The sequence below is a fragment of the Paenibacillus sp. BK720 genome (assembly GCF_011761545.1).
Lineage (GTDB): Bacteria > Bacillota > Bacilli > Paenibacillales > Paenibacillaceae > Pristimantibacillus.
The window spans coordinates 717,377-743,794 of record NZ_JAASRQ010000004.1; the positions used below are offsets into that span (position 1 = coordinate 717,377).

Sequence of the window (26,418 nt, forward strand, 5' to 3'; positions counted from 1 at the left end):
CCATTGACAATCAAATGATAATAATGGACAATATGATGATTATTAGAGCCTGTAAACCCCGGTCAACAGGCATGATTGGAGGATATCCAAAGGCATGGATAGACTATTAAAGGAAGAAGGCTTCCCCTCGCAGAAGCTGATCGTGCTTCCCGACCACATATTGGCCGAATATGCCGCCCATCCTCTTATCCGGCCCCTTCATATTACGGATATCGGCTGCTTCCCTTACGCGCGGCACCACTACCGCCGCCGTCCGGAAGGAAGCGAGGCCTATATTGTCATGTACTGTACGGACGGCTGCGGATGGGTCAAGCTGGACGACGAGCGGCGCCATGAGGTGCGCAAGGGCGAGCTTGCCGTCATTCCCGCCGGCACGCCCCATGAATACGGATCGTCGGAAGAGGAACCATGGACCATCTATTGGATCCATCTGAAAGGCGAGCTTGCGTCCTCCTTCTTCGGCGAGCATGGGAAAGCAGCCCCCGTACCCATCCCTGTGGAACGGTCCTCGACGATTATCGGGCTGTTCGACGAATGCTACGAGATGCTGCTGAAAGGCTATACGCTGGATCATGTCGTCTACGTCTCGCAGCTCGCCTGCCATCTGGCAGGCATAATCCGGTTAGTTCATGCGTTTCGCCAGGCTGCCCCAAGTCCGCGCAGGCAGCTCGACATCGAGAAAGCGATCCAATATATGACGGAGCATCTGGAGGATAATGTGTCGCTGGCGGAGCTTGCGGCGGAAGCGGCGCTTTCCGTGCCCCATTTTACCCAATTGTTCAAAAAAAAGACCGGCTATTCGCCGATCGATTATTACCTGCGGCTGAAGATTCAGCTGGCCAGCCAATACCTCGACCTGACGGATCAAAGCGTCAAGGCCGTTGGCGTACGCGTCGGCTTCCAGGATCCCTACTACTTCTCCCGGCTGTTCAAAAAAATAATGGGGAAGTCGCCTTCCGCGTACCGGAGCACGCACAAAGGATAACTTCCCCATTCGGATAGGATTATCGTTGTTCCCGGATATGGTACATCAGGCTGTCGAAGTCGCCTCTCAGCGGAAGCTCCACTCCGATCCGCATAAGCGCGCGTCCGCTAAACACGCCATCGATGCCTTCAACGCGGTATTGCTTGTCCGGGTTAAGGCCCTGCAGGAGCAAGCGCGGGAATCGGTCTCCCAGCTTTTGCGAATGCAGGAAGGCAAACAGCACGCTTTCCTCTTCCCCGCTTTCGCCGATGCCGACGTATTGCACCGCTTCGACGCCTTTATGCCTCAGCATGCTCAAGCGATACTGCCGGCCTTCCTGAACGAGCGGACGCACCGTTTTGTACTGCGCGACCAAAGCGCCCGCTTCCGCAAGCTGCTCCTCGCTCCAATGATTCAGATTGGCGCCGATGCCAAGCGTGCCCGTCATGGCGCTGTGGAAGCGATACGGGATGGAAGTCGCGCGTTTGTTCATTCCGCTTACCTCTTCCGTCACCCAGCAGGTCATCAGCTTAGGCGCGTACGCATACGAGAAGCCTTCTTGAATGCTCAGCCGGTCGAAAGCGTCCGTGTTGTCGCTTGGCCAAGCTTGGTCCGCGTAACGCAGCATGCCGAAGTCGATGCGGGAGCCGCCGCCCGCGCAGGTCTCGAACGCGACATGCGGGAATTTCTCGCGCAGCTCCGACCAGATCTCGTACAGGCTGCGCACATGGCGGATCCACAGTTCCTTCTGCCGGTTCAGCGGATGATTCATCATGCCCGGCTCGGTAATGGTCCGGTTCATGTCCCATTTCACGAAGGAAATGCGGTGACGCTCCAGCAGATCGGACATAAAGCCGATGATGTAGCTTTTAACTTCCGGCATGGAAATATTGAGGACAAGCTGATTGCGCAGCTCCGTCCGCGAGCGGGTCGGGAAATGGTAGACCCAGTCCGGATGCTTCCGGTACAGCTCGCTGTCCGGGTTTACGGCTTCCGGCTCGACCCAGATGCCGAACTCCATGCCAAGTCCGCGAACCTTGTCAATCAGCTCGCCGAGCCCGTTCGGGAATTTCTCCGGATTAACGGTCCAATCCCCAAGACCCGCCCGGTCGTGGTTGCGCTGCCCGAACCAGCCGTCGTCAATGACGAACAGCTCTACGCCAAGCTTCGCCGCACGTTCGGCAAGGGCCGTCTGGTCCTGCACGTTAACGTCAAAGTACGTCGCTTCCCACGAATTGTACAGCACCTTGCGCAAGTCCCGTCCGGGAGCCACGACTTCATACTGATACCGATGCAGCATGCGGCTCATCGAACCAAATCCGCCGCAAGCGTATCCCCCGATAAATACGGGCGTCTCGAAGCTTTCTCCGGAAGCCAGCGTCCATTCGCTGTCGAAGTCGTTGATGCCGCCCGTTACCCGCACAAGGTCAAACGCCGTTTTCTCCGCGACCATCTTCCAGTTGCCGCTCCAGGCCAGCGCCCCGAACCATACCTCGCCGGCTTCCTCCGTTGCTCTGCCGTTGTCGATCGCAAACCAAGGATTCGCGTGGGCATCTGTAAAACCGCGGCGGGACTCCAGCACCTTCTTCCCTTCCGACAGCACCGTCTCCCTCCGTTGAAACTCGCCGGCCCATTTGCCCGTTACGTGCGTCAGCCGGTAATGCTCAAGCGTTGGCATCGTCCATGCGGCCGATTGGGCATTCTCCAGCACGATATCCTCGCTGCCCGTATTCACGATAACCGCGGACCGCTCAATCAAATCAAGCCCCGGCACCACCGTATAGATCAGACGGGCTTCAATTGGATACGTCTCATCCTTCAGCGTAATGGTGAGCGTCTCTTTGCCGCCTTCTGCTTCCGTTTGATAGCCGTCGTAGACAAGACGCAAATCGCGCACGCCATCGTGCAAGCGAACCTTCAGCGTTGGCTCCATATACGACAGTCCGCCCCAGTAGGCGTATTCTTCCGCTTCCCGGTCAAGCGCGGCGTCAAACGAGCTATGCGAACGGGAACCCATCAGGAGCGCGCAGTCGGCAGCGTCAACGGGAGCCCCCCAATACAAATGCTGCAGGATCCCCCTATCGTTTAATCCAAACACGTAGGAGCTGTTTGCCGTCGAGATCGAAAATAACCGCAAATCGGAATCGAATTGTATGCTCAAGAGAATCACCTCATGTATTTGATGGGCTAATCGTACGGAAAAAAGAAGCGCGAATCCATTAACGATATACGGATAATGATGGACGATATGATGATTCAGACAAGCAGGCAATCAAAACGATAAAAATCCAACCGCTGTGCCAATGGCCTCTCCCCCGCAAGGGGGTATAATGAAGTCGCGGAAGATGCACGATGATCCGATTTCTTTAATTTCAAATAAATTCCCGCAAAAGGAGAATCCGAATGAAAGCCATAATCGTCATGTTCGATTCGCTGAACCGCCATATGCTGCCTCCCTACGGAGGAAAGGATGTCCATGCGCCCAACTTCAGCAGGCTTGCGGAAAGAAGCGTAACCTTTGACAACAACTGGGTAGGCAGCATGCCCTGCATGCCCGCAAGACGGGATCTGCTCACCGGCCGTCATAACTTCCTGCATCGAAGCTGGGGACCGCTGGAGCCTTTTGACGATTCCCTGCCCGCATTGCTTCGGAAGCAAGGGGTCTATTCGCATTTGGTCAGCGACCACTATCATTACTGGGAGGCAGGCGGCGCAACCTACCATAACCAATATACGACCTGGGACAACGTGCGCGGGCAGGAAGGCGATCCTTGGAAAGGCGTTGTCGCGAATCCCGATATTCCGGAGCATGTCCATCGATACGAAGGGTATCGCGGATGGCTGTTCCGGCAGGATTGGATTAACCGGCAATATTTGAGCACGGAGGCCGACCATTCCCAGTCGCAGACCTTCGAGAAGGGGCTGGAGTTTATTCGGACCAACCGGAGCGAAGACAAATGGCTTCTGCAGGTCGAAGCCTTTGACCCGCATGAGCCTTTTTTTGCGCCGCAAGCCTACCGGGAGCTCTATCCCCATGACTATAAAGGCAAGCCCTTCGACTGGCCCAATTACGCCAAGGTACAGGAAACCAGGCAGGAAATCGAGCATTGCCGCTTCGAATATTCGGCGCTGCTCAGCATGTGCGACGCTTCGCTAGGCAAGGTATTGGACGCAATGGACGAGTATGATCTGTGGAAGGATACGATGCTGATCGTCACGACGGATCATGGCCTGCTCCTCGGCGAGCATGACTGGTGGGGCAAAAGCATGATGCCTTTCTATAACGAAATCGCCCGCACACCGCTTTTTCTATGGGATCCGCGCTCTGGCGACCACCGCAGAAGATGCGGCCAATTAACGCAAATGATCGATCTTGCCCCAACCCTGCTCGAGCTGTTTGGCGTTCCGGCCCCGCCGGATATGACCGGCATCCCGCTGTCGGAGGCGCTTAAGGCGGAAGCCGAAGGACGGCGCAGCCGCGAAGCCGTGCTGTTCGGCATACATGGCGCCCACGTCAACTGCACCGACGGGCAATACGTTTATATGCGCGCCCCCGTGCATCCGGACAACTCGCCTTTATACAATTACACCTTGATGCCTACGCATATGGCCTCGTTGTTCTCCATTGAAGAGCTGCGCGGCATGGAGCTGGCCGAGCCCTTCCCGTTTACGAAAGGCGTGCGCACGCTCCGGATCAAAGCGGACAGCTTTGTCCCCGCCCACCGGATGGGGACCCTGCTCTACGACACGGTTAACGATCCGGATCAATTGAGGCCGCTGGAGGACAAAGAGGCCGAGAACCGGATGCAGGGGCTGCTCATCTCGCTTATGAAGGCAAGCGATGCGCCGCCCGAGCAATACGAACGTCTTGGCTTGAGCTGAAGAAGGCTGTTTAAAGGTCTCGGGCGTCTTCTGGTGAATAACCGTAATCCCGGTACTCCTGCGGGGTGACGCCCACCAGCTTTTTGAACAAATAAGTAAAATACGCGGTTGTCTGAATGCCCACCTGGTCGGCGACCTCGTAGACCTTAACGTTGGGATCCTGAAGCAGCTTTCTGGCGCGCGTAATGCGGGTATCCTGAACGAACTCGGAAATCGTCCTTCCCATCTCCTTCTTAAACAGCACGCTGAGATAGCTGGCATTCAAATTAAATTGCTCCGCCAATTGCTTCACCGTCCAATGCTCGTGAAGCCGCTCCTCAATAAACAGGGATACTCTCCGGATCAGGTTATGCTGCTGGTTCAATTGCGCTTTCTGCTCGGTATCCATATAACGCTGCACGTAGCCGGTCAGCAGTTCAGCCAGCTGCAAGGCGCTTCCGCAATCGAGCATTTGCCGCCACAGCAGAATGTTCGCTTCGCTGTCCGGCTCGTTCTTCCACTTCAAATGACGGATCAGCTCGCCCAGGAAGCTCATGGCGAAGGCCTGCGCATAGGAGAAAGAAGCATTCCCCGTCGCAAGCAGCGCGTCCTTGATCCGGTCCATGTATTCGGCAACCTGCCCGGCATCGCCGGAGTCCAGCCGCTTAAGCAAGCCCGGAATAAATTCGTCATGCATCCGGTAGGCCGCAAAGTCGCCCGGCTCCGCTTCGCTTCCACGCACGATCTGACCGTCGGCGATCAGCCTCGCCTTGGTCATGCTGAACCGTATTTCCATGTACAGCAGCGGCGCTTCTTCCCAAGCGAAGCCTTCGCGGCTGCAGCCGATCGTCACGCTTGCCCCGTACTGCTCGCTCATGATGGCTTGAATAAACTGATATTGCTTCTCCGCCTTGGCGCGCGCTGCCGGCGACGGATTAACGTGGAGCGCGACGAATTCGTCGAACGAAGTCTGCGCAAGCCAGACGGAATCGTCATGGGAGAAGGCGATTTCCACCGTTTTCTTAAAGCTGCTGCCAAGAAGCATCCGCTGCTTCGCCTCCTGCCCGGAGGAGGGATTGCGGTCCAGGCCAAGCACGATAATCTGGTATCCGGGATCCAGAACGGGAAGCGTCAGCAGGCCGTCCCAAGAAGCCATTAACTCATCGACGGGAAGGGCTTCGGCAATCAGGTCGTCGACGAACCTTTCTTTGACGAGCTTTACGCTGCCCGACACTTTTTTCTCAAGCTCCCGGGTCTGCTCCACGACTTCCTTCCGCATCTCAATGGCGCTCCGGAAGCTTTGCAGACGCGAAGCCACCTCTTCAATCTTGAGCGGCTTCAGTACATAGGCCTGAGCGCCGACATGGATGGCATCCTGGACGAATTCGAATTCGTTGTAGCCGCTGATCATCAGAATCTGAATATGGGGATGAAGCCGCTTCGCCTCCGCCGCAAGCTCGATCCCCGTCATGCCGGGCATGGAAACATCGGTGATCAGCACATCAAATTCCGTGCCTTGAAGAATCTCTACGGCTTCCTCTCCAGATTCTGCCGTCGACGGTGCCGCATAGCCAAGCTTCTCCCATTCGATAAACCGGACGAGTCCCTGCACATGCGATATTTCGTCATCCACAATAAGTACGTTCAGCATCCCTATCGCCCCTTCTTAATGACTGGCTGGACCCGGCAGGCCGGAAAATCAATCGTAACCAGCGTCCATGCTCCCAAAGCGCTTTCTATCGTATAATGAGCATCGTCGCCAAAATACAGCGCCAGCCGCTCCTTAATATTCGTGGAGCCAAAACCGTTCCCTTTCCCTTCGTACACTCCCTCAGCCAGCTGCCTGATCGTATCCCCGGAAATGCCCTGCCCGTTGTCGAACACCGACATAATGACCCGGCCATCCCTAGTATGAATGGAAATACGAATGAAAGCGTCCTGCTTGCGGACAATAGCGCCATGCTGGTAGCAGTTCTCCACAATCGGCTGCAGCACCGTCTTGATCGTATACAAGTCAAGCGCCGATTCGTCGATTTCCCACTCAAGCCGGACTTTGCCCGGATAGCGGAATTCGCAGATTTCCAGGTATGCCTTCACATGCTCTACCTCTTCCCTGATTCGGATAACGCTAATCTGATTGTTCAGTGTCAGCCGGTAGAAGGTCGTCAGCGCGTCGATAATCTGAATTTGCTCCTGATCCCTCGCATCCATGGCGCGCCAGCGGAGCAGCCCCAGCGAATTATAAATAAAATGCGGATTGATTTGGGCCTGCAATGCCCTGAATGCCTGCTCCTTCTCCTGCAAGCCGGCTTGCGTGATGTCTTCGACGAGTTTTCCAAGACGTTCGGACATCAGGTTAAACCTATTTTCCAGGTCGCCTAATTCGTCCTGCTCGCTGTAGCGGATGGCCGCTTCGAATTCACCCCGGGACAGATCGCCCATTCGGTTGCCAAGCTTGCGGATCCGCCGAACGATGTTCTGCACGACGGTCATCATCAAAGATACGGACAGCAGCAAAAAGAAGATCGTAATCCCGGCAATAAGAAGCAGGATCATGCGGTCCTGGGTGCTGAGCTGCCTCATCGCGGTGGACGAAACAACGCTCCAACCGGAAGATAGCGGCTTCACGATGAGCAGCTCTTTGCTGTGCGTGAGATCGAGCCAATGAGCTTTATCGTTGATGTCGTCCTCCTGGAGTTCCTCTTGCCACTCGCTTAGCGCAAGCCTTTTCCCGATCTGCTCCCGGTCGGTTGCCGCCAGGATGCTCCGGTTGTTATCCACGATGAACAAGCTTCCCTTATCGTTAAACGGACGGTCGACCCGCTCCCCGAATACAGCGTCATAGTCCAGCAATATATAAACGAGACCCAGCGGAGTCCCCGTCCTGTCTACAATCTTGTGCGTGATGACGACGCGATCCTGGCTTCCCGGCACGCTGCTCCATTTGAGAGGCTCCGCGGCAGCCATGGTATCCCGGTACCACGCGCTTTCCTTCTGGCCCGCAATGATTCTCGATTCCGGGCGCCATAACAGCTGACCGTCCTGCACGAGCGTATCGTTCGTATGATAAATGCGGAAATCCAAAATGCCGGGCAAATACTTGCCCGTAAGCAGGAAGGTGCGGTCCACGTAATTGACGGTATCCACCACTTCCGTCATATCGTCGTACTGCCTGGAGAGACGGGCTATCAGCTCGCCGTCGGTCGCCGTTCGGACGGCCAACAGATCGTAGTTTCGTTTGCTGAAATCGGTAATCTGCGCCGTCTGCAGGACCGTCTCATCCACGGCGGACAAATAGCTGTTGTGGAAGCCACGGGCAACCAAATACGCGGAACCGCTTCCCAATAGCAGCGTAGGCAGCAGCAGAATAAGCACGTATAAGGACAAAATCTTGCCGCGGAGACTCATGCCGCGGGTAAATCGGATGATCCATCGAGAGAGAGGGAAGCGCAAAAGGCCCCGCTCCTTTCCTGAAAAATGCCCGGCCGCAGCCGACGGAAGGGAAGCCGGCATCCCGGCTTCCCTTCTCTTACGGCTGAGCTGCGCCGTATCTATGTGTTTATGCTCCTGGGAATTGCTTGGATAGCAGCTGATGCCATTCATCCTTCAGCTCGCTCCAATGCGCGCGCTTCTCAAGCGCCGACTGGAACTCGGTCCATGCCGCTTCGAAGGCCTTGTCGTCCTTGGCCATCATCAGCTTGGCCTTGTATTCCTTCCTTACGTTTTCCAGCTCGGGCGAATATTTCTCCCACAGGCTGCCCGGTTCCGATTTGACCAAGTCATACGGCTCCGCAACCCGAATAGCTCCCATTTTGCTGATTGCGTTGGTGAAATCGATTGTCTTCTGTCGTCCCGCTACGGTGTCGGTAGCCTCGTAATTCCACCATGGATACCACTCGTTGCTGTACGAGGACGTTGCGTAAAGCTCAGGCGTTGTGCTTGCTTTCTTCGCTGCATCGCCGGAATCGTGAAGCGCCGTGTAGTTCTCGTCGATATAATGCCATTTGCCCAGCGGCTTATCCACCCAATCCCAGAAGGTTCCCGCAGGTCCTTCATTGACGACTTGCTGCATTTCCGGCTTAGGCGTAAGCGTATAATCGAAGAATTTGAGTATGGCGTCGAGATTTTTCGTATTTTTGCTGATATACACGTCATCGCCCGGATTCGGATTAATGATGGTGTTAATGCCGACTTTGTCTACGCCGGCCACCTTAGGATACGGAACAGTCTGATAATACCAGGCCGGTGCGGTAGGTCCGTTCAGCACTTCCCACAGATGTGCATCCATGTTGAAGAATCCGCCAACGTTCATCGCAATGCGTCCGGACTGATTTTTTTCCTTGTAGCGCTCTTTTTTGTCCGTGATCGCTTCTTTGTCGATTAGTCCTTCGTTGTACATTTTGTTCATCCACTTGTAAGCTTCTTTGTATTGCGGATTGTCATAGATGAACTCGTAGTCGTCGCCCTTCTTCTCCACCGGTACGACGCCGCCGCCGCTGGTCGATACGCCGAACGTGTTCAGAATGACGTTCTCGTCGTTGGCATCCGACAGGAAGCCCAGCGGGATGAGCTTGTTGCCGGAGGCGTCGGTCTGCTGGCTTGCCGCCTTCAAATATTGCTCCACGCCTTCAATCGTAGCCAAATCTTCTTTCTTCATGCCCGCTTTCTCCAGGACGTCCTCGCGTACGAACCAACCAAGAGATGCCCAGCCCGGCCATGGATCTTCCGGGTTCTGGTCATACCACGTCGGAATGGACCAGATATGTCCGTCCTTGTCCTTCATCGCATCCAGATATTGCTTCGGAATCGAAGCGAGTCCCGGATATTTGTCCGGCATGTCGAAGTATTTCTCAAGCGGCTGGATCGTACCGGAGCGAACCATCGACGTATTGATAACGTCGCTCCGCCCGAAGATGGCCGCATCATCGAAGCCGCCCGTATTCAGCTTCAGGTTAAGCGCGGTGGAAGCGTCGCCTTGCGTGGATTCGATCTGCACATCGATGAACGGTTCGTTCTCTCTCCAATATTTTTGCACCATGCTGTCGTTATTGACGGTGGTCGTCCATCCGAGCCACAGATTAAACTTTCCTCCTTGCTGCTTGCCTCCCTCGGCCGTCTGCCCGGTCTGTTCCGGATCCTGCGATGGCGAGTTCGTCGAGCTGCCGCCTCCGCCCGAGCAGGCGGTTAAGGCCAGCATAAGCGCGGCGAGCGCGCCGGCTGTGGTCGATTTCGCGTAAAATGCGCGACTTTTCATGTTTTTTCCCCTCTCTGTCTGGCTATTTTGGTATATGTGGTCAATCCTAATACCCTGCGATAACATGCAACAAGAACGGAATGTCTTATCCTTTGACCGAACCGATAAGTACGCCTTTGACGAAAAACCGCTGAAGGAACGGATACACGCACAGAATGGGAATGGCGCTTACCATGACGGTTGCCATCTTCACGGACATCAGCGTCACCTGAGCCAGGTTTTGGCTGCCCCGCGCGAGTGCCTCCACGCTATTATTGGAGCCCATCACCACCGAGATATCCTGTGCGGAGAGCAGCTGCTGCAAGAACGTTTGGACCGGAATGAGATTCTGGTCCGAGACGAAGAAGGTGCCGGCGAACCAGTCGTTCCAGTGCATAACGCCCGTGAAGAGACCAAGCGCGGCGAGCATCGGCTTGGATAACGGAATGATAATCGAGAACAGGACTCTTGGCGGCTTCGCGCCGTCCATCTCCGCCGATTCGATCAACGCTTCCGGAATGCCTTGGATAAACTTCAGCATGACGAACATATTCCAGGCTGAAAAGGCGCTTGGCAGAACGTATACCCAGAACGTGTTGATCAGAGACAAATCATACAGCTGAATATAGAACGGTATGAGACCGCCGCTAAACAGCATCGTGATCAGAACGATCGCGAGCAGCGTCTTTCTCGCCGGCATCTGCCTGTAGGACAAGGCGAACGCGGCCAGCAGCGTCACTAGAAGGCCGCTCACCGTGCCGATAATCGTTCGCAGAATCGTAATCAGGTAAGAGTGCTGAATGACCTTGTTGCCAAGCACGATATGGAAGTTGGACAACGTGAATTGCCTCGGCCACAAATATACGCCTCCCTTGGCGGCGTCGCTGCCCGTGTTCAGGGAAATCGCCAGCATGTAAACGAAGGGATACAGGACCGTCAGGCAGAGCAGCAGAAGGAGCAGGGTAATAAGCGCCTGTCCGAACTTTTCGCCGGTTGAACGTTTCATCGGTTACCAGAGCCCCTCTCCGTTGATTCTTCTGGATATCTGGTTCGTGCTGAGAACCAGCAGCAGACTGATCACCGAAGACAACAAGCCTACTGCCGTCGCGCTGCCGAAATAGCCTTGCTGCAAACCGCTCCGGAGAATATACGTATCGAGAACATCCGCAACCGGCTGGTTGGCAGGGTTCATCAGCGGATAAATCTGATCCATGCCGACCGCTATGAGACTTGGCATGCTGAGGATCAGGACGATGGAAATCGTCGGCAGAATACCCGGGAACGTAATGTGCCGAATTTGCGCCAGACGGCCCGCTCCCTCAACCTTGGCTGCTTCGTAAAGCTGCGGGTCGATGGACGTAATCGCGGCCAGATACAGAATCGTGTTCCAGCCTACTTCCTTCCACAATCCGCTCGCCACGATCATCGGGCGGAACCACTCGGTCGAGCCCAGGAAAAATACCGGATCGCCGCCGAGAGACACGATCAGCTGATTCACGAGACCGTTGTCCAGCGTGAGCAGCGACTGCAGAATGTAAGCGACTACAATCCAGGAGAAAAAATGGGGCAAATAGCTGACCGATTGCACGAATCGCTTGAAGCCCCCGCGGCTTACCTCGTTGATCATCAAAGCTAAGATAATGGGGGCGGGAAAACCGAATACGAATTTAAGCAGCGCGATGTACACGGTGTTCTTCACCACCAGCCAGAATTGGCTGTCCTGAAGGAATGCGAAATTTTCGAAGCCGGTCCATGGGCTGTTCCAAATCGTATAGCCGATATGGAAGTCCTTGAACGCGACCTGTATACCGGCCATCGGCACGTAGCTGAACAGCAGAAGCAGCACGACGGCCGGCATGATCATGAGATATTGCCATTTGTATTTAAGTATGGCAGACATCGTATCACCTCTTTCTAGCTTAATTGTACGCAGCGCCGGCCTTTCGAACTACGCAACAACGATTGGTTTTCTATCGCTATGTTTGTCAATTTGATTGGCGCCCCGAAGAGAAAGGACACACGCAAACGGCTATTGCCTGGCATGTGTCCTCCCTTTAAAGAACATTATTCAAACGTATCGTATAAGCTAGTAACCGCTAACTGTTCGCGGAACGCAGCCAGGCTAAGCGGCTCGGACAAGCCGTCCTTCGGTACCGTCACAACGGCCGGACGGCCCGCAGAAAGAGCAAATACGTTGTTGCTCCAGCGGGCGTCGGCATGACTCAGCTCCAGCAGGACAAACGGCGCAAACGCCTGACTCTCCAGCTTGACGACAAAACGGTCGTCTTCCTCCGTCACCTCGGCGCGGATATCCGGATTCAGCAGCTCGAAATGCTTCGGCTTCACGAACAGGGCCGTACCCTCGCTGATCGTCTCACCGCCAATGACAAATTCGAAGGCGAGATAGCTTTGGCTGAGCAGCTGCTTGGTCGACAGCGTCTCCGAGAAGTCCAGCGAGACGATCTCTTCCGAAGCGAGCGCATCCAGCGTTACGTCGGCTTCTCCGAATTGGATCGCCTCCGACTTGCGGTCCAGCAGCCGCCAGCGGAGCTGCCCGCTTACGGCCTGCAGCGATTCGTTGGTCACATGAAGCGATACCGTTGTCCCTTCTTCCAGAGCGGATGCAAGCACCGGCGCAAAAAACCGCTTGGCGGCATGATGCGTCGCCTTCCATCTGCCGAAGTAATCCAGGCTCGACCAGGATGCGCCCGGCCAGATGTCGTTAAGCTGCCAGTAGACCGCCCCCATGCATCTGCCCCGGTTGCGTCTCCAATGCTCCACGCCAACCCGCATCCCTTCGGCCTGGATGAGCTGGGAGACGTACAGCAGCTTCTCGAAGTTTCTCGGGTATTTGAAATACTCGCTGATGTAATACATGATCTTTTCGTTGCCGGTGCCGTTCTTCTGATGAGCCTCCATCACCCGCGAGAAAATATTGCGGTCTTCGGGGAGCGTAAACGTCTCGACCGTCTTGATGGACGGGAACGATTGCAATCCGAACTCGGACATAAAACGGGGATGCAGCGTCCGGTATTCCGTTATCGGCTTGCGTCCGTGCCAGACGTCCCAATAATGCATGTCACCGATATTTTCATTATTCGGATCGTCGATCCCCCCCTTGGATGAGGGCGATGATAGCAAATAGGACGTATTTGGATCAAGCGACTGCGACAGCGCCGGCAGGAACTCTTCGAACTGCTTCAGGTAATCGTCGCGCTGCTTCTCGCCGTAACGCTCCGTCCAGCCCCAATACGCCCAGGCGTATTCCAGCTCGTTATTTCCGCTCCATAGGCCCAGCGAGGCGTGGTGGCGGATCCGCTTCATATTGTCGATCGTCTCGAGGCGGATATTTTCCTTGAACTCGTCATTGAAATCGTAAGCGCCGCAAGCGTATAAGTGATCCTGCCATACGATCAGGCCATGCCGGTCGCACAGGTCGTAGAAATAATCGTCGGCGTAATAACCGCCGCCCCAGACGCGGATGCAATTGTAGTTAGCTTCCACGCAGCTTTGGATCAGCTGTTCCGTCCGCTCGTTGCTGCGCCGCCCGAAGATATTGTCCTCCGGAATAAAATTGGCGCCCATCGCGAAGATCTGATGACCGTTTATTTCAAACGCAAACGACTCACCCCACTTATCCGGCTGGCGGACGACCCGCAGCGTCCGGAGTCCAATGCTCAGCGAGCGTTCATCCAGAATCCGGTCTCCGCTCCGCAATTCAACCCGAACCGCATATAAAGGCTGGCTTCCGAGATTGTTCGGCCACCATAACTCGGGATCCCGAACCTCAATCGCAAGACTTGCGCTGTCTCCGATTTGAGCGGCCGACGCCCCAAGCGTCCTTCCGTCCGGTGTCTCGATAGTAGCGTATAGGGCAAGCGGCTCATCGGAGGACCAGCGCTGCAATTCCGCGGCGATATTCACGTTGACGTTATGGTCGCCATGCTGCTGCGTAAGGTAGATATCTTCGATCCGGCCGATATGGAAGCCGCAAAGCGACATGTCCCGCCAAATCCCCATATCCGGCAGCTGCGGACCCCAATCCCAGCCAAACATGCTATGCGCTTTGCGCAGATGCGAGATGCCCGGTACGGCGTCGGCGCAGCTCGTTAGAAAAAGCTCCTTATCCTTCGCAAGCACGAAGTTCGTGGCTGAGCGGATAATGACGTGAATCTCATTGCTGCCTGCGGTGAGCAGCCCCTTCACATCCGCTTCGTAGGTCCGGTGCATATTGTCCGTATTTAAAACGGCTTGTCCGTTGACGTAAACCTCGCAAAGCGTATCCAGTCCTTCGCAGCGGAGCAGCACGCGGTCCATGAGCAGCAGATCCTCGTCGACGAGGAAGCTGCGGCGGTATTCGTAATCGAACTTCGTCAGCTCCAAAATATCGTATTCGTTATCGCGGAAGTAGGGATCCTCCATCTTGCCCGCAGACAGCAGATCATGAAATACCGAGCCCGGAACAATGGCATTGTTCCACTCCGCCTCATCCGTTCTTTTCATCGTCCAATTGCCGTTTAGCGTTACTGAGCGCATGCTTATCAACCTGCTTTCAAATATATGGATTGTACTGGAATGATGCGTCCGACTAACCGCTATGACGAAAGGGAAGCATGATTCGGGCTTATCGTAGCACTCGGCGAGAGAATTCGTCTTGTAACGCAGATGCTTTTTTTGTGCTATATTAACATCAAATAACTAACAACGACTTAAGGAGGCAGCCGCCATGACCGCTCCCATGCTGTACGCGGCAGCTTTGATTGATCCGCTTGTGCAATCCAATTTTCACATCGTGGATTCGGTCAGGCATGCGTACCCTCTGCACGGACACGACTTCTACGAAATCTTTATCGTCATTTCCGGCCGGTGCACGCACCTGGTCAATGGGAATACGCAATTGTTGAGAGAGGGAGCCATGGTATTCATCCGCCCCGACGACACGCATGGCTATGATTTGCTGGAAGGAGAGGACTGCCAGTTCCTGAACGTCAACTTCTACAAGGAAGTCGTAGAGGGCGCTTTCGATTATATCGGCCACGCGGCGTTTGACCAGGCGCTCCGAAGTCCGCAGCTTCCGCCCGTCATTATGCTGCCCGGAACGGACATGGAGGCTCTCATGAGAAAAAGCGAGCAAATCCAGCTGTTTAACTCGACCGACAAACAGAAGGCAAGAACGATGGCCCGCAGCTTCTTAAGCGATGCCTTAACCCATTTCTTCCTCGAGTTCCGGAACGACAGCACGCAAGCGCTGCCGCAATGGTTCGACCATCTGCTCGCGCAGCTGCAGCGGAAAGAAAATTTCAGCGCCGGACTGCCCCGCCTGAGAGAATTGACGGACCGCAGCGACGGCCATCTTAACCGCGTATTCAAGCAATATCTCCGCATGACGCCAACGGCTTATTTAAACCACCTGAAGCTAGGCCATGCCAAAAACCTGCTGCTCACCACGCAGCTTCCCATCGTCGATATCGCTTACGAAGCCGGGTTCGATAATCTCAGCCATTTCTACCATCTCTTTAAAGACGCCTATGGGATTGCGCCGGGGAAAATCCGCAACTGGCAATGAAAAGCAGGCTATGCAACAAAAAGAGGCTGACTCAACCTAGGATTGAGTCAGCCTCTTTGCGATATTTGGGGCACGCCTATCAGGCTGTCCCGCCTTCGTTATATTAATCGCGCGGGAAGCCGCGCTCGTATTGTCTTGGAGCATCGATTTCTTTGTGGAGAACGGTTGCTGCTTCCAGAGCCCAGTATGGATTGCGAAGCATCCCACGGCCAACGGCTACGAGGTCCGCGTCTTCGTTGCCGATCACGGAGTTGGCAAGCGCTGGATCGTCTAGTCTGCCGACCGCAATAACCGGGACTTTCAATGCTTCTTTAATGGCTCTAGCGAGAGGCACCTGGTAACCCGCATGCGTGCCCGGTCTGCCCGCAGCCGCAATTTGGCCTTCTCCACCCGCGCTGATATGGAAAAGATCAACGCCGGCCTCTTGGAATTCTTTCGCAAAGGCGATGCTTTCGTTAATGCCATAGCCGCCTTCTACGTATTCCCTAGCGGAAATCCGCATAATTAAGGGCATATGGGCCGGCATTTCGCTTTTCGCGGCTTTAATGACTTCTGTTCCGAACAGCGCCCGGTCTTGGCCGTATTTATCGCTTCTTTTATTCGTCAGCGGGGACACGAACTGATGGATCAGGTAGCCATGGGCACCATGGATCTCAATCGTATCTACGCCAGCCTGTACGGCACGGCGCACGGCAAGTCTAAATTTCTCCACTATTTGCTCTACTTCTTCGGTAGTCAAAGCTCGAGGCGTTTTGGAATTTTCGTCAAACGGAATAGCCGACGGGGCTACCGGCAGCTCCGCATCCTCGGCTTTACGGCCGGCATGGGCAATCTGAATGCCTATTTTCGCCCCATGCTGATGGACGGCATCGACAATGCGGGCTAAGGCCGGAATATGATCATCCGACCACAATCCCAGATCATAGTCCGTAATCCGGCCGTCCGGCTCGACGTCGGTCATTTCGATAATAATCAATCCCGCGCCGCCAACCGCGCGGCTGACGTAATGCGTGTAATGCCAATCGTTTGCGATGCCGTCTTTGGCCGTTACCGAGTATTGGCACATCGGCGGCATAACGACGCGATTTTTCAAGGACAAGCTCTTAATCTCGTACGGAGTAAATAAGTGCTTCAAAATACAATCTCTCCTCTATTTCTATAGTTCCACGGCTCCGATCCGGCTACATCATAATGTACCCAGGTTTGGACAACTCATGAACAGGCTTTTGCAAAAGAAGGTTACAGAGCCCATTATACCCTCGCCTCTACAATAAAACTAATTATATAAATTGCATTAAACCATAAAAAAATTTATAATCCGTTTTATTGAACTGTAGAGGGTGGAACATCAAAATGGTCGATTTTGAATGGTATCGAAGCTTTATCGCCATATACAAGCATCATTCGGTCTCCGAAGCCGCCAAGACCAGAATGATGACGCAGCCCGCCATGAGCCAGCACCTCGCCGCCTTGGAGGCTGAAGTAGGCGAAGCCTTATTTACGCGCGTATCCAGGAGACTTGTCGTAACCGAGCGGGGCAAAGAGCTGTATTCCCGGGTTGCGCCGTTAGTTGAATCGCTGGAGGAAACCACGGCCGCGCTGAAATCCACGTCCCTGCCGAACAATAAAGTGTTCCGCATCGGCTTGTCTCTGGAATATTTCCAGGAGCTGCTTCTTCCCAAGGTTGCGAATTCCGGCATGTGCAGCGTCTCTTACTTCGGAACGGCGGATCAATTGCTGGAGCTGTTGAAGGAGGATCAGGTGGAGCTTATTATTACTCCGAAGAAATTTATCGTGCCCGGCATTGAGTATGAGCTGCTTATGGAAGAGACGTTCACGATTATAACACCGGCATCGCTTGAGATCCCCGAACTTCGTCATCCCAAAGAAATCGAGGAATGGCTGTCCGGGCAGCGATGGATTTCTTACGGGCTGGAGCTCCCGATTATCAGGCGTCTGTGGAGAGAGCATTTCAAGAGACGTCCTCTAATCAAGCCCAAGCATGTGATTCCCAATCTGCATGCGGTTATTAGAGCCGTCGAGATGGGAGCCGGAATCAGCGTCATCCCTACCTATCTGCTCGATAATTCGAAAGCTGACATTCATACCTGCTTCGACAATCTGACCGTCACCAATGATCTGTTAATTGGCTATAAGAGCAAGCACAAGCATTTGCCTGAGCTTCAGGAAATTATTTCGATTATCCGCCGAGATGAGAGAACATAAAGTTCTTTATAAGAGATCCAGTAAAATCAAGGGTTTTCGGCGAGTCAAAATCGATGTTATTAAATTAATGTTGTTTAATAGGGGACACACCAGCATCCTCTGCCCTGAGAACGATCTCTTCTTTTACTAATGATTATTCCAGCATGGCTTTTATTTCTCTGGCAACCGTTTCTCCCAACTTCCTATGCTCCTCAGCGTCAAAATGCAAACCATCAATTTCGCTTGTCGTAATAACAGCAGCTAAATCGAGGATGCTTGCATCTGTATAAGGCCTCAGCTTGTTGAAAGCCTCGCCTAGCCTTCTCGACTTGGCTTCTCCGCCGGCAAATATGCTGGCGGACAACCCTGCCTCCCGAATCGGCGGAGGGACGAGCACTAATACTTGGGGACTCGTTCGTTCGCCGTCTCCGGGGAGCGTCGAGCGAACGAGTTGAACCAGCGACAGTACGCTTAGCGCAATATCCGCAGCGGAAACGGCATATCGCGCCTTTAGATCATTGGTTCCAAGCATAAGCACAACCAGCTCCAGCGGTGCGTGCGATCGCAGACAAGGAGGCAAATAAGCTTTGCCGCTCATCACATTTTCTACCGGGTCCTCCCATACGGTTGTCCGCCCCGGCAGCCCTTCCTCTATGATCTCGTATTCTTGTCCAAGCAGCTCCCGAACAATACCCGGCCAGCGAACGTTCCGGTGGAATCGTCCTCCTCGCGGGTTTAAGCCGTACGTGTTGGAATCTCCAAAGCATAAAATAGTGTTCATCGTGCCGGTATCCTCCCCTTTACATTCTGATCGTTTTTCATAGGACACTTTTCCAAACTCATTGCATGGTAGACCATGCCTTTATACTGCAGGCATCTAAAAATACCATCCGCGCAAGCCCCCCATCACTGCTGCAGCTGTTCCTCATACTGCCCGATCAGCTTACGAAAAGCCGCCATACTGTCAGCCAGACCGCCTTCGCGGTTGCGGGCCAGCCAGAGACGCTTGAATTCATCCATTACCGTCAAGAGCTCGGTATGCAGATGCTTCAGCCAATCCAACAGGGCCGCATCATCCGCGAGCTCCTGGCGATAAATATACCGGTGCAGGCCGGCTCCTTGCTTGATTAACCGCAGCGTATTTAACAGCTCGTCCTTCACAAGCTCCGCGTCGGGACCAAAGAGCTCCAGTGCTTCAACCTCCCCGCGCCGCGCATTCAGCCATTCGCTTATTTCGGAATAACGATAGTCGAGCTCGAATGGCGTGCCGACGCCTCCCAGAAGCTTCGCAATGCGTGGCAGCAATTGGGTGTCCCGCTCCAGCGTCTCTTGGGAGGACAGCCCGTGGTTCAGCAAATAACTCGTATAGGTAGCGTTTTCAATCGTACATCTCTCCATGTTGCAGTAACGGCCTAAAGTCATGAGCAGCTCTCCGCCGATTCCGCTTCGATCCTGCAGCATCCTGAGCGAGACATGATGCTTGAGCGCATCCAAATGATCCAGATTGGCGTTCAACTGCCAGCTGGCACCGGCTGCATACGCAAGACCCGGATAACTGACGGACGGTACCTGCCAATGTCCGCCATCGCCCCAATCGGTGACGAGCAGTCCTGCCGCGCCATACGCCAGGCCATTCCTCGCCGCATCGGCAATATTTCCAAGCATGTTGTCCGTGCGGCCTGCGATGGAGGACCAGCCGCTTGTTCCCGGGCAGACGTAATAGCGGATATGATGCTCCTGCAGCCTTCTGCAATGCGGTTCGTACGGAATCGGAGCATCGTAATTCCAATGCAGCACCGTAACATCGTCCGGCAGATCGCTGACAAGCTCCGGATGATGCGTAAGCACGTCTCCCCACATCATCGGCTTTTTGCCATGGGAACGGACTATAGCAAACATCTGCTTCGCATATTCCATGTAAAGCTTGCCGACGCCAATCTCGTCCGCCCGCTCTTTGCTCGCGCCGGTGCCAAGCCCAAACGGCTCGTCCATATTCAGATTGACATATTCGGAAGAGAAGTTCGGGAGCAGCTCGTCGAACAGATCCTTGGCAAGCGTAGCAGAACGCCCGTCTGCCGGATTCATGGTCGTAGGCGGCAGCTTGAAGGACATCGGCGTTGGCATTCCGTCCGGATGCTCCGCTATATCCCGGAGCTCCGGCTTCGTAAGCCACGGATACATATGGCCCAGGCAATTCTGGCTTGGCACGAGATCGATAAACCGTTCTGAAGCGTAAGCGTCCAGCTCCCGGTATTCCGCAGCCGTTAAAGGCGTTGCTTCCGGGAATAAAGCGCGATATTTCTCATAGTCGAAGCTATACCCCTCCATATAAAGCTGAAGATGATTGAACTTCAACGCGGCTATTTGATCGACGAACGCGAACAAGGTTTCCATCTTCGGAATTTTGTTCCGGCCGATGTCGAGCATAACGCCGCGGACCGGAAAATCCGGTTCATCCTCGATCAGGCAATGCGCCCACTCCCCTTGCTGCGACTCCATCAGCTGTCCGGCGGTGAGCAGCGCGTAATGAAGGCCTTGTGCCGTGCTTGCCGCGAGCCGGAGTCCCGCGGAGTTCCACTCCAGAACATAACCTTGCGGATGAAGTCCGGACTGATGCTCGATAACGACCAGCGTTGCCGCATGCTCCGTTGAGTCCGCAGCCGAAGCGTAAGCGGCAAGGCGATCCGCGACTTCAAGCTTTTCCGCCATCCGTACCGCTTCTTCGCCAACCGGATAAATCTCGAACCGGACGGCGGCAGGCGATTTTTTTCCTGACGACTTATAGCTCCGAGGCTGAGGATAGAGATAGTTCGGCGTTGTCATCGTTCTTGTCCCTCCTGATCTTGCGCATTCAGCTGCGTCAATATAGCCTGAAGTCCCGCTTCCGTAAACTTGCCTCCGCTAAACGAGAGCAAACCGCGAAGAGGCATATGCTCCATAAAGGCCCGCAGCATCGCGGCATGTTCGTCCGCGAGTCCGGCAGAGAACGGAAGGTTAGCGATAAGCTGGTTAACGAATTTTTGTCCGGATGGGCTTTGGCTGATCTCCGACAAGGTCGAATTGCGATGGTACACCATTCTGCGGGCTGTCGTCGACTGCACGGTTACGGTCTCAGACAACAGGATATCCTGGGAGGAGCGCCCAATCAGCAGCTCAAATTCGCCGGTTTCTACGATCCATTCGCGCAATTGCTCGTCATAATACGCGAAGCTGCGTTTATCCAGCTCGAACGTTACAACCTTGGATTCACCCGGCTCCAGCTTGACTTTATCGAACCCTTTCAATTCCTTGTCCGGACGGATGACAGTGCTTTCCTTGTCCCGCACATACAGCTGCACGACTTCCATTCCTGCCCGCTGCCCAGTGTTGGTCACTTTAACGGAAATATGCATGGTCTCGTTATCCATCATCGTTTCTTTATCCACGGCAAGCTCCGAATATGCAAAATCCGTATAGCTTAGACCATGACCAAACGGGAAAAGCGGCTTGATGTTTTTCTTGTCGTAATAGCGGTAGCCGACAAAAATCCCTTCCCGGTACTCCACTTTATCTCCTTCGCCCGGGAAGAACAGATAGGACGGGTTGTCGCTCAGCTGTACGGGGAACGTCTCCGCCAGCCGGCCGGAAGGATTAGCGTCGCCAAACAGCAGATCGGCGATTGCCCCGCCTAGGGCCTGCCCGCCCAAGTACGCTTCAAGCACGCCTTTCGCGCTATCCAGCCATGGCATCTCGATGGGGGCCCCATTGCTAAGAACGACGACCAAATTCGGCTGCTCCTTGCCGATGGCTTCGATCAGCGCAGCTTGATTGGCCGGCATCCGCAAGTGCTTGCGGTCAAACCCTTCGGATTCGTAACGGCTCGGCAGCCCCGCTAACAGAACCGCAACGTCCGAAGCCTTGGCCAGCTGAATGGCTTCTGCCATAAGCTCTTCCTTCGGCTCCTCCGCATTCAGCTCATAGCCCTTCGCGTAAAGAAGCGTTGCCGTGTCTCCGGCTGACTTCGCAAGCTCCTCGCTAATATCCTCAAGCCGGGTCGGCCGGATCTGGGAGCTTCCGCTTCCCTGATAACGCGGCTCTTTGGCCATGGCTCCAATGACGGCGATTTTCCCGCCTTTGGCAAGCGGCAGAATATCGTCTTCATTTTTGAGCAGCACCATGCTTTCGCGGGCGATTTCGCGGGCCAGCCGATGATGCTCTTCCGGATCAACCACCGTATCCGGACGCCGCTCTTCCACCGCGCGAAACACGATGTTCAGTAAACGCTCAACGGCCTCATCCAGCTTCGCCTCGTCGAGCTCGCCGCCGCGAACCGCCTCTACAATTTGCTGCTGGCCTTCCCCATGGCTTGCCGGCATTTCAAGCTCTAGTCCGGCTGCAAGCCCTTTGGCCCGTTCATTCACCGCTCCCCAATCCGACACCACAAAACCTTCGTGACCCCATTCTTCCTTCAAAATATCCGTGAGCAGCTCTTTATTCTCCGACGCGAATTCGCCGTTCACTTTGTTGTACGCGCACATCACCGTCCAAGGCTGAGCTTTCTTCACAGCGCCTTCAAAGCTTGCCAAATAAATTTCGCGCAGCGTCCGCTCGTCTACAATCGAATCGGAGGTCATGCGGCGGTGCTCCTGATTGTTGGCGGCGAAATGCTTCAGCGAAGACCCTACCCCCTGGCTCTGTACGCCAAGGATATGATGGGCGGCCATCTCGCCGGACAAATACGGGTCCTCCGAGAAATATTCGAAGTTGCGTCCGCAAAGCGGCGAGCGCTTGATATTCGCTCCCGGACCGAGCAGCACCGCTACTTCCTCGGCCTGGCATTCCCTGCCGAGCGCTTCGCCCATCCGCCGGATCAGCTCGCGGTTCCACGAGCTTGCAACACCCGCCGCGGACGGGAAGCAAGTAGCCGGAACGCTGTCGAACAAGCCTAAATGATCCGCCGACGCGCGCTGCTTGCGCAGACCGTGCGGGCCGTCCGTTACCATCACGGACGGAATGCCAAGGCGTTCAATGCCGCGGGTATGCCACGTATCCGAACCGGAGCACATACTCGCCTTCTCTTCCAGTGTCATTTGCGCGATCAGCGCTTTTATATCTCGTACCTGAGCAGTCAATTGAAGCATCTCCTTCGCTAATCGATTAATTCCATTTGAGCTGTATGCACATCGCGGCTATTAGGCCCAATCATGATGCGGAAGTCTCCGGGCTCGGCCCTATAGCCGTTGTTCGGCGACCAAAACGCGAGGTCCGTACGATTTATTTCAAATACGATCTCCCGGCTTTCCCCCGCTTCAAGCGCCACTTTGGCAAAACGCTTCAATTCCTTCACCGGACGGACTACGCTGCCGTAAATATCCTGGATATACAGCTGCACCGTCTCCACTCCTGCGCGGTTCCCGGCATTCGTGACCGTTACGGTTGCGCGGAGAGTTTCGCCTTGCTTCATTTGATGCCGGTCCAAGGTGACTTCCCCGTATTCGAACCGGGTATAGCTTAGTCCGTATCCAAAAGGATACTGCGGCTCATTGGGACCATCCAAATATTTGCTGATATATTTCTCGGCTCCATTCGCTTCGGTAAGCGGACGGCCGGTACGGAAATGATTGTAATAAACCGGAACCTGTCCGGTGTGTACCGGGAAGCTCATCGTCAGTCTACCGGCAGGGTTGTAATCCCCCGCAAGCACATCCGCAATGGCATGTCCCGCCTGCGAGCCTAGGAACCACGTCTCAAGAATCGCATTTACTCTATTCTCCAACCCTGTCAGCACAAGCGGACGTCCGTTTGTCAGCACAAGCACGACCGGCTTGCCGACGCGAATGACGGCGTCAGCCAGCCGAAGCTGCGCCTCCGGCAGCTCCAGACTCATTCTCGATGCCGCTTCGCCGGACATATCGCTGCTCTCCCCAAGCGCCAGAATGACCAAATCCGCTTGCCCGGCTTGTTTTACCGCTGCCTCGATTCCCCCTTCGAGGGGGGAGCTCACTCCGGAACCGGCGGCAAACAGCAAGCTTTCTTCCGGGATGCCTTTTTCCCGCAGACCTTCGTACAAGGTCACCGTTTCATGGCCGTACCGGGAAAATTGCCACGGTCCAAGCAGATCCTTGCTGTCGGCGAACGGACCGATCAGCGCGATTTTGCCGGCGTCCGCCGCAAGCGGAAGCACTCCGTCGTTCTTAAGCAGTACAATCGATTTCCTCGCCAGCTCTCGGCTTGCCTGGAGATGAGCTTCGCTGAAATGAGAAGCGATCTCTTGCTCCGGACGGATATAACGGAACGGGTCATCCATCAGCCCGGTCTTGTACTTGAGGGTCAAAATCCGGCGCACCGCTTCGTCCAGCTGCGATTCCGACAGCTTGCCTTCGCGGATAAGCTCCGGAATATAATCGTAGGAACGGGTTACCATCTCGATGTCCATCGTCGCGTTCACCGCGTGTTTGGCCGCTTCTTTAGCGTCCTTCGCATAGCCGTGTTCCACAATTTCGTCAACCGCGCCGTAATCCGAGATCAAGATGCCTTCAAAGCCGAGCTCATCCCGGAGCAGCTCCTTCAGCAAGTAGGAGCTTGCGGCCACAGGGATACCTTGATAAATGTTAAAAGCGTTCATCACCGAGCCTGCGCCGGCTTTAATCCCCGCCTGGAACGGCGGCAAATAAAGATTCCGCAGCGTCCCTTCCGAGATATCAACGGTATTGTAATCCCGTCCGCCTTCAGCGGCGCCATAGCCGATAAAATGCTTCAGGCAGGCGATAATCGTCTCCTCGTCCTGAAGAGAGCCGCCCTGATAGCCTTCCACCTGCGCTTTGGCGATCAACGATCCCAGGTACGGGTCTTCGCCTGCGCCTTCCACGACGCGCCCCCACCGGGGATCCCGGGAAATATCGATCATTGGACCATGATTGTACATAATGCCCGATGCGCTTGCTTCCTTGGCCGCAATCGCGCAGGCTTCCCGGATCGCTTCCATATCCCAGCTGCAGGACCATGCAAGCGGAACCGGAAAGATCGTTTGCGCTCCATGAATAATATCGCCGTTGAAGAATAGCGGAATCTTATGCGGCGACTGCTCCACCGCAATTTTTTGCAGTTCGAACACCCGGCTCACGTCAAACGCGCCCAATACCGAGCCTGCACGGCCTTCGGCAATCAGCTTCTCCGGGGGATCCGTCTTGACCGTACCGCCAAACGAGAAGTTGGAAGCCATGCACTGGCACATCTGGCCAATCTTGTCCTCCAGCGAGAGCTTGCCGAGCAATCGCTCTACTGCGGCTGCTATTTCTTCGTCCGTGCGATCGACTACCTTGCCGCTGCGGTAAGGCCTCACCGTCTCGGTTAACGCCTCCGACAAGAAAGGACCACGGCCCTTCCCGCCTTGCAGCGCAAACGAACCAAACAACGGGATATACAAGGTCCCTGTAAAAGTCGACTCTTCGAACGCTAGGTCAACCTTGACCTGTTCGTCCGGCTTCCAGAATGCATATCCGGTGCCGCGAAGACTCCCGCTCTCCGCCTCCACCGTTTCCATTCGGATGGGCAGCGGAATAGGCTCCATCGCGATATCCAGCGTATAGTCCGCTTTTTTCTGTATTTTAAATTGCAGCTTCAGCTTAAGCCGCGGCGTTTCTACAAAAGCATGCCATAATCCGATCATCGTTCTCTCTTCTCCCTTCATGTGCTATGGGGCCGGATCCGATCAGCCCTTCACGGCGCCAATCGTCATCCCTTTTACGAAATATTTCTGGAAAAACGGATAAACGAGCAGAATCGGAATAACGCCGATGACCGCAATCGCCATCCGGAACGTTTCGCTTGGCAGCTGGGCCAACGCCTGGGTTGTTCCCATTTTACTGTTCTGGGTCAGGAACTGAATATCGCTCATAATGCGGTTAAGCACGTTTTGCAGACTGAACAAATCCGGATCCGTCACGAACACAAGCCCGTTGTTCCAGTCATTCCAATAACCAAGCGCCTGGAACATGCCGACCGTAGCGAGGATTGGCATCGACAGCGGCAAAATAATTCGGAAATACGTCTTGAATTCGCCCGCTCCGTCGATCGCCGCCGACTCCAATACGGCCGTTGGGATCGTTGTGGAGAAGAAGGTGCGCATGAGCAGCACGTTAAAGCCGTTCATAAGCAGCCATGGGATTAGCAAGGCAAACAACGTATTTTTTAAATGAAAGACTTGCGTATAGATCAGATAAGTCGGGACAAGTCCCCCGTTAAACAACAGCGTGAAGAAGACGATAAACGCAATCGTCTGACCTCCCGGCAAATCCTTGCGCGACAGCGGGTATGCCAGCAAAGAGGTCATGATCAGACTCGCCAGCGTTCCGATCGCCGTCACCAGGATGGTAATGCCGTAAGCGTGGAAAATCTGGCTCGATTGCTTCCAGATGTATTCGTAAGCCTCAAAGCTGAAGGCCGACGGGAAAAGCGTATAGCCGTCTTTTACAATCGCCGACTCGTCGGTAATGGAAGCCATAAACAGCAGAATAAACGGCAAAATACATGCGACTGAAAGAACGATCATAATGACATGCGCCGACCACTGCCAGATTCGGTTTTCTTTATCCATAACAAGGGCTCCTT

Annotated in this window: 17 protein-coding genes; 4 read left to right on the forward strand and 13 right to left on the reverse strand. The window is 54.7% G+C overall.

The window, feature by feature from the left end; translation table 11 throughout:
* The first annotated feature begins 94 nt into the window (after positions 1-94).
* Complete coding sequence (locus tag FHT67_RS18785; RefSeq protein ID WP_132311934.1) at positions 95-985, forward strand: AraC family transcriptional regulator; 891 nt, start codon at positions 95-97, stop codon at positions 983-985.
* Positions 986-1,004: 19 nt separating this feature from the next.
* Here the strand turns inward: FHT67_RS18785 and FHT67_RS18790 are convergent, their stop codons facing one another.
* Positions 1,005-3,125, reverse strand: a complete 2,121-nt coding sequence (locus FHT67_RS18790) for an alpha-galactosidase (RefSeq protein ID WP_167200638.1) — start codon at positions 3,123-3,125, stop codon at positions 1,005-1,007.
* A gap of 242 nt (positions 3,126-3,367) precedes the next feature.
* Here FHT67_RS18790 and FHT67_RS18795 point away from each other — a divergent pair, with 242 nt between their 5' ends.
* Complete coding sequence (locus FHT67_RS18795) at positions 3,368-4,846, forward strand: sulfatase (protein ID WP_167200640.1); 1,479 nt, start codon at positions 3,368-3,370, stop codon at positions 4,844-4,846.
* Between the two features lie 10 nt (positions 4,847-4,856).
* On the opposite strand, the gene FHT67_RS18800 is transcribed toward FHT67_RS18795, so the two are convergent.
* The 6 genes from FHT67_RS18800 to FHT67_RS18825 all read right to left on the reverse strand — a co-directional run bounded on the left by FHT67_RS18800 (position 4,857) and on the right by FHT67_RS18825 (position 14,594).
* A complete protein-coding gene (locus FHT67_RS18800; RefSeq protein WP_167200642.1) occupies positions 4,857-6,476 on the reverse strand; it encodes a response regulator in 1,620 nt (539 codons plus the stop codon).
* A 2-nt stretch (positions 6,477-6,478) separates the two neighbouring features.
* Positions 6,479-8,428, reverse strand: a complete 1,950-nt coding sequence (locus FHT67_RS18805) for a cache domain-containing sensor histidine kinase (protein WP_243867288.1) — start codon at positions 8,426-8,428, stop codon at positions 6,479-6,481.
* Positions 8,385-10,079 (reverse strand): type 2 periplasmic-binding domain-containing protein, encoded by a 1,695-nt coding sequence (locus tag FHT67_RS18810; RefSeq protein ID WP_132311926.1) that lies wholly within the window; start codon positions 10,077-10,079, stop codon positions 8,385-8,387. Before FHT67_RS18810 ends, FHT67_RS18805 begins: the two co-directional genes overlap by 44 nt.
* Positions 10,080-10,164: 85 nt before the next feature.
* Positions 10,165-11,064, reverse strand: coding sequence for a carbohydrate ABC transporter permease (locus FHT67_RS18815; protein ID WP_167200644.1), 900 nt, complete (start codon positions 11,062-11,064; stop codon positions 10,165-10,167).
* Positions 11,065-11,067: 3 nt separating this feature from the next.
* On the reverse strand, positions 11,068-11,958 hold the full coding sequence (locus FHT67_RS18820; RefSeq protein WP_132311922.1) for an ABC transporter permease: 891 nt from the start codon (positions 11,956-11,958) through the stop codon (positions 11,068-11,070).
* Positions 11,959-12,122: 164 nt separating this feature from the next.
* Positions 12,123-14,594, reverse strand: a complete 2,472-nt coding sequence (locus tag FHT67_RS18825) for a beta-mannosidase (protein ID WP_167200646.1) — start codon at positions 14,592-14,594, stop codon at positions 12,123-12,125.
* Between the two features lie 190 nt (positions 14,595-14,784).
* Between FHT67_RS18825 and FHT67_RS18830 the strand changes: the two genes are divergently transcribed.
* The gene (locus FHT67_RS18830) at positions 14,785-15,624 is read left to right on the forward strand and encodes an AraC family transcriptional regulator (RefSeq protein ID WP_167200648.1); all 840 of its coding nucleotides are present in this window, start codon (positions 14,785-14,787) and stop codon (positions 15,622-15,624) included.
* Between the two features lie 103 nt (positions 15,625-15,727).
* Here the strand turns inward: FHT67_RS18830 and FHT67_RS18835 are convergent, their stop codons facing one another.
* The gene (locus FHT67_RS18835) at positions 15,728-16,759 is read right to left on the reverse strand and encodes an NADH:flavin oxidoreductase/NADH oxidase (RefSeq protein ID WP_167200650.1); all 1,032 of its coding nucleotides are present in this window, start codon (positions 16,757-16,759) and stop codon (positions 15,728-15,730) included.
* 218 nt (positions 16,760-16,977) lie between these two features.
* On the opposite strand from FHT67_RS18835, the gene FHT67_RS18840 reads away from it, so the two are divergent.
* A complete protein-coding gene (locus tag FHT67_RS18840) occupies positions 16,978-17,850 on the forward strand; it encodes a LysR family transcriptional regulator (protein ID WP_132311914.1) in 873 nt (290 codons plus the stop codon).
* A gap of 133 nt (positions 17,851-17,983) precedes the next feature.
* Here FHT67_RS18840 and FHT67_RS18845 read toward each other — a convergent pair whose 3' ends face one another.
* The 5 genes from FHT67_RS18845 to FHT67_RS18865 form a co-directional block, all read right to left on the reverse strand.
* Positions 17,984-18,610 carry an SGNH/GDSL hydrolase family protein gene (locus tag FHT67_RS18845; protein WP_167200652.1) on the reverse strand — a complete coding sequence of 209 codons (627 nt, stop codon included), beginning with the start codon at positions 18,608-18,610 and terminating at the stop codon, positions 17,984-17,986.
* Between the two features lie 125 nt (positions 18,611-18,735).
* Positions 18,736-20,652 (reverse strand): beta-N-acetylhexosaminidase, encoded by a 1,917-nt coding sequence (locus tag FHT67_RS18850; RefSeq protein ID WP_167200654.1) that lies wholly within the window; start codon positions 20,650-20,652, stop codon positions 18,736-18,738.
* Complete coding sequence (locus tag FHT67_RS18855; RefSeq protein ID WP_481856721.1) at positions 20,649-22,898, reverse strand: glycoside hydrolase family 3 C-terminal domain-containing protein; 2,250 nt, start codon at positions 22,896-22,898, stop codon at positions 20,649-20,651. Before FHT67_RS18855 ends, FHT67_RS18850 begins: the two co-directional genes overlap by 4 nt.
* A 59-nt stretch (positions 22,899-22,957) precedes the next feature.
* The gene (locus FHT67_RS18860; protein ID WP_167200658.1) at positions 22,958-25,477 is read right to left on the reverse strand and encodes a glycoside hydrolase family 3 N-terminal domain-containing protein; all 2,520 of its coding nucleotides are present in this window, start codon (positions 25,475-25,477) and stop codon (positions 22,958-22,960) included.
* A 42-nt stretch (positions 25,478-25,519) separates the two neighbouring features.
* On the reverse strand, positions 25,520-26,404 hold the full coding sequence (locus tag FHT67_RS18865; protein WP_132311904.1) for a carbohydrate ABC transporter permease: 885 nt from the start codon (positions 26,402-26,404) through the stop codon (positions 25,520-25,522).
* Positions 26,405-26,418 lie beyond the last annotated feature (14 nt).

Excerpts from the sequence above, each read along its gene's own strand:
- FHT67_RS18795 (WP_167200640.1), top strand. The coding sequence starts at position 3,368 with ATGAAAGCCATAATCGTCATGTTCGATTCGCTGAACCGCCATATGCTG.
- FHT67_RS18810 (WP_132311926.1), bottom strand. The coding sequence starts at position 10,079 with ATGAAAAGTCGCGCATTTTACGCGAAATCGACCACAGCCGGCGCGCTC.
- FHT67_RS18815 (WP_167200644.1), bottom strand. The coding sequence starts at position 11,064 with ATGAAACGTTCAACCGGCGAAAAGTTCGGACAGGCGCTTATTACCCTG.
- FHT67_RS18840 (WP_132311914.1), top strand. The coding sequence starts at position 16,978 with ATGGTCGATTTTGAATGGTATCGAAGCTTTATCGCCATATACAAGCAT.
- FHT67_RS18825 (WP_167200646.1), bottom strand. The coding sequence starts at position 14,594 with ATGCGCTCAGTAACGCTAAACGGCAATTGGACGATGAAAAGAACGGAT.
- FHT67_RS18850 (WP_167200654.1), bottom strand. The coding sequence starts at position 20,652 with ATGACAACGCCGAACTATCTCTATCCTCAGCCTCGGAGCTATAAGTCG.
- FHT67_RS18830 (WP_167200648.1), top strand. The coding sequence starts at position 14,785 with ATGACCGCTCCCATGCTGTACGCGGCAGCTTTGATTGATCCGCTTGTG.
- FHT67_RS18800 (WP_167200642.1), bottom strand. The coding sequence starts at position 6,476 with ATGCTGAACGTACTTATTGTGGATGACGAAATATCGCATGTGCAGGGA.
- FHT67_RS18820 (WP_132311922.1), bottom strand. The coding sequence starts at position 11,958 with ATGTCTGCCATACTTAAATACAAATGGCAATATCTCATGATCATGCCG.
- FHT67_RS18845 (WP_167200652.1), bottom strand. The coding sequence starts at position 18,610 with ATGAACACTATTTTATGCTTTGGAGATTCCAACACGTACGGCTTAAAC.
- FHT67_RS18805 (WP_243867288.1), bottom strand. The coding sequence starts at position 8,428 with ATGAATGGCATCAGCTGCTATCCAAGCAATTCCCAGGAGCATAAACAC.
- FHT67_RS18785 (WP_132311934.1), top strand. The coding sequence starts at position 95 with ATGGATAGACTATTAAAGGAAGAAGGCTTCCCCTCGCAGAAGCTGATC.
- FHT67_RS18865 (WP_132311904.1), bottom strand. The coding sequence starts at position 26,404 with ATGGATAAAGAAAACCGAATCTGGCAGTGGTCGGCGCATGTCATTATG.
- FHT67_RS18860 (WP_167200658.1), bottom strand. The coding sequence starts at position 25,477 with ATGATCGGATTATGGCATGCTTTTGTAGAAACGCCGCGGCTTAAGCTG.
- FHT67_RS18855 (WP_481856721.1), bottom strand. The coding sequence starts at position 22,898 with ATGACACTGGAAGAGAAGGCGAGTATGTGCTCCGGTTCGGATACGTGG.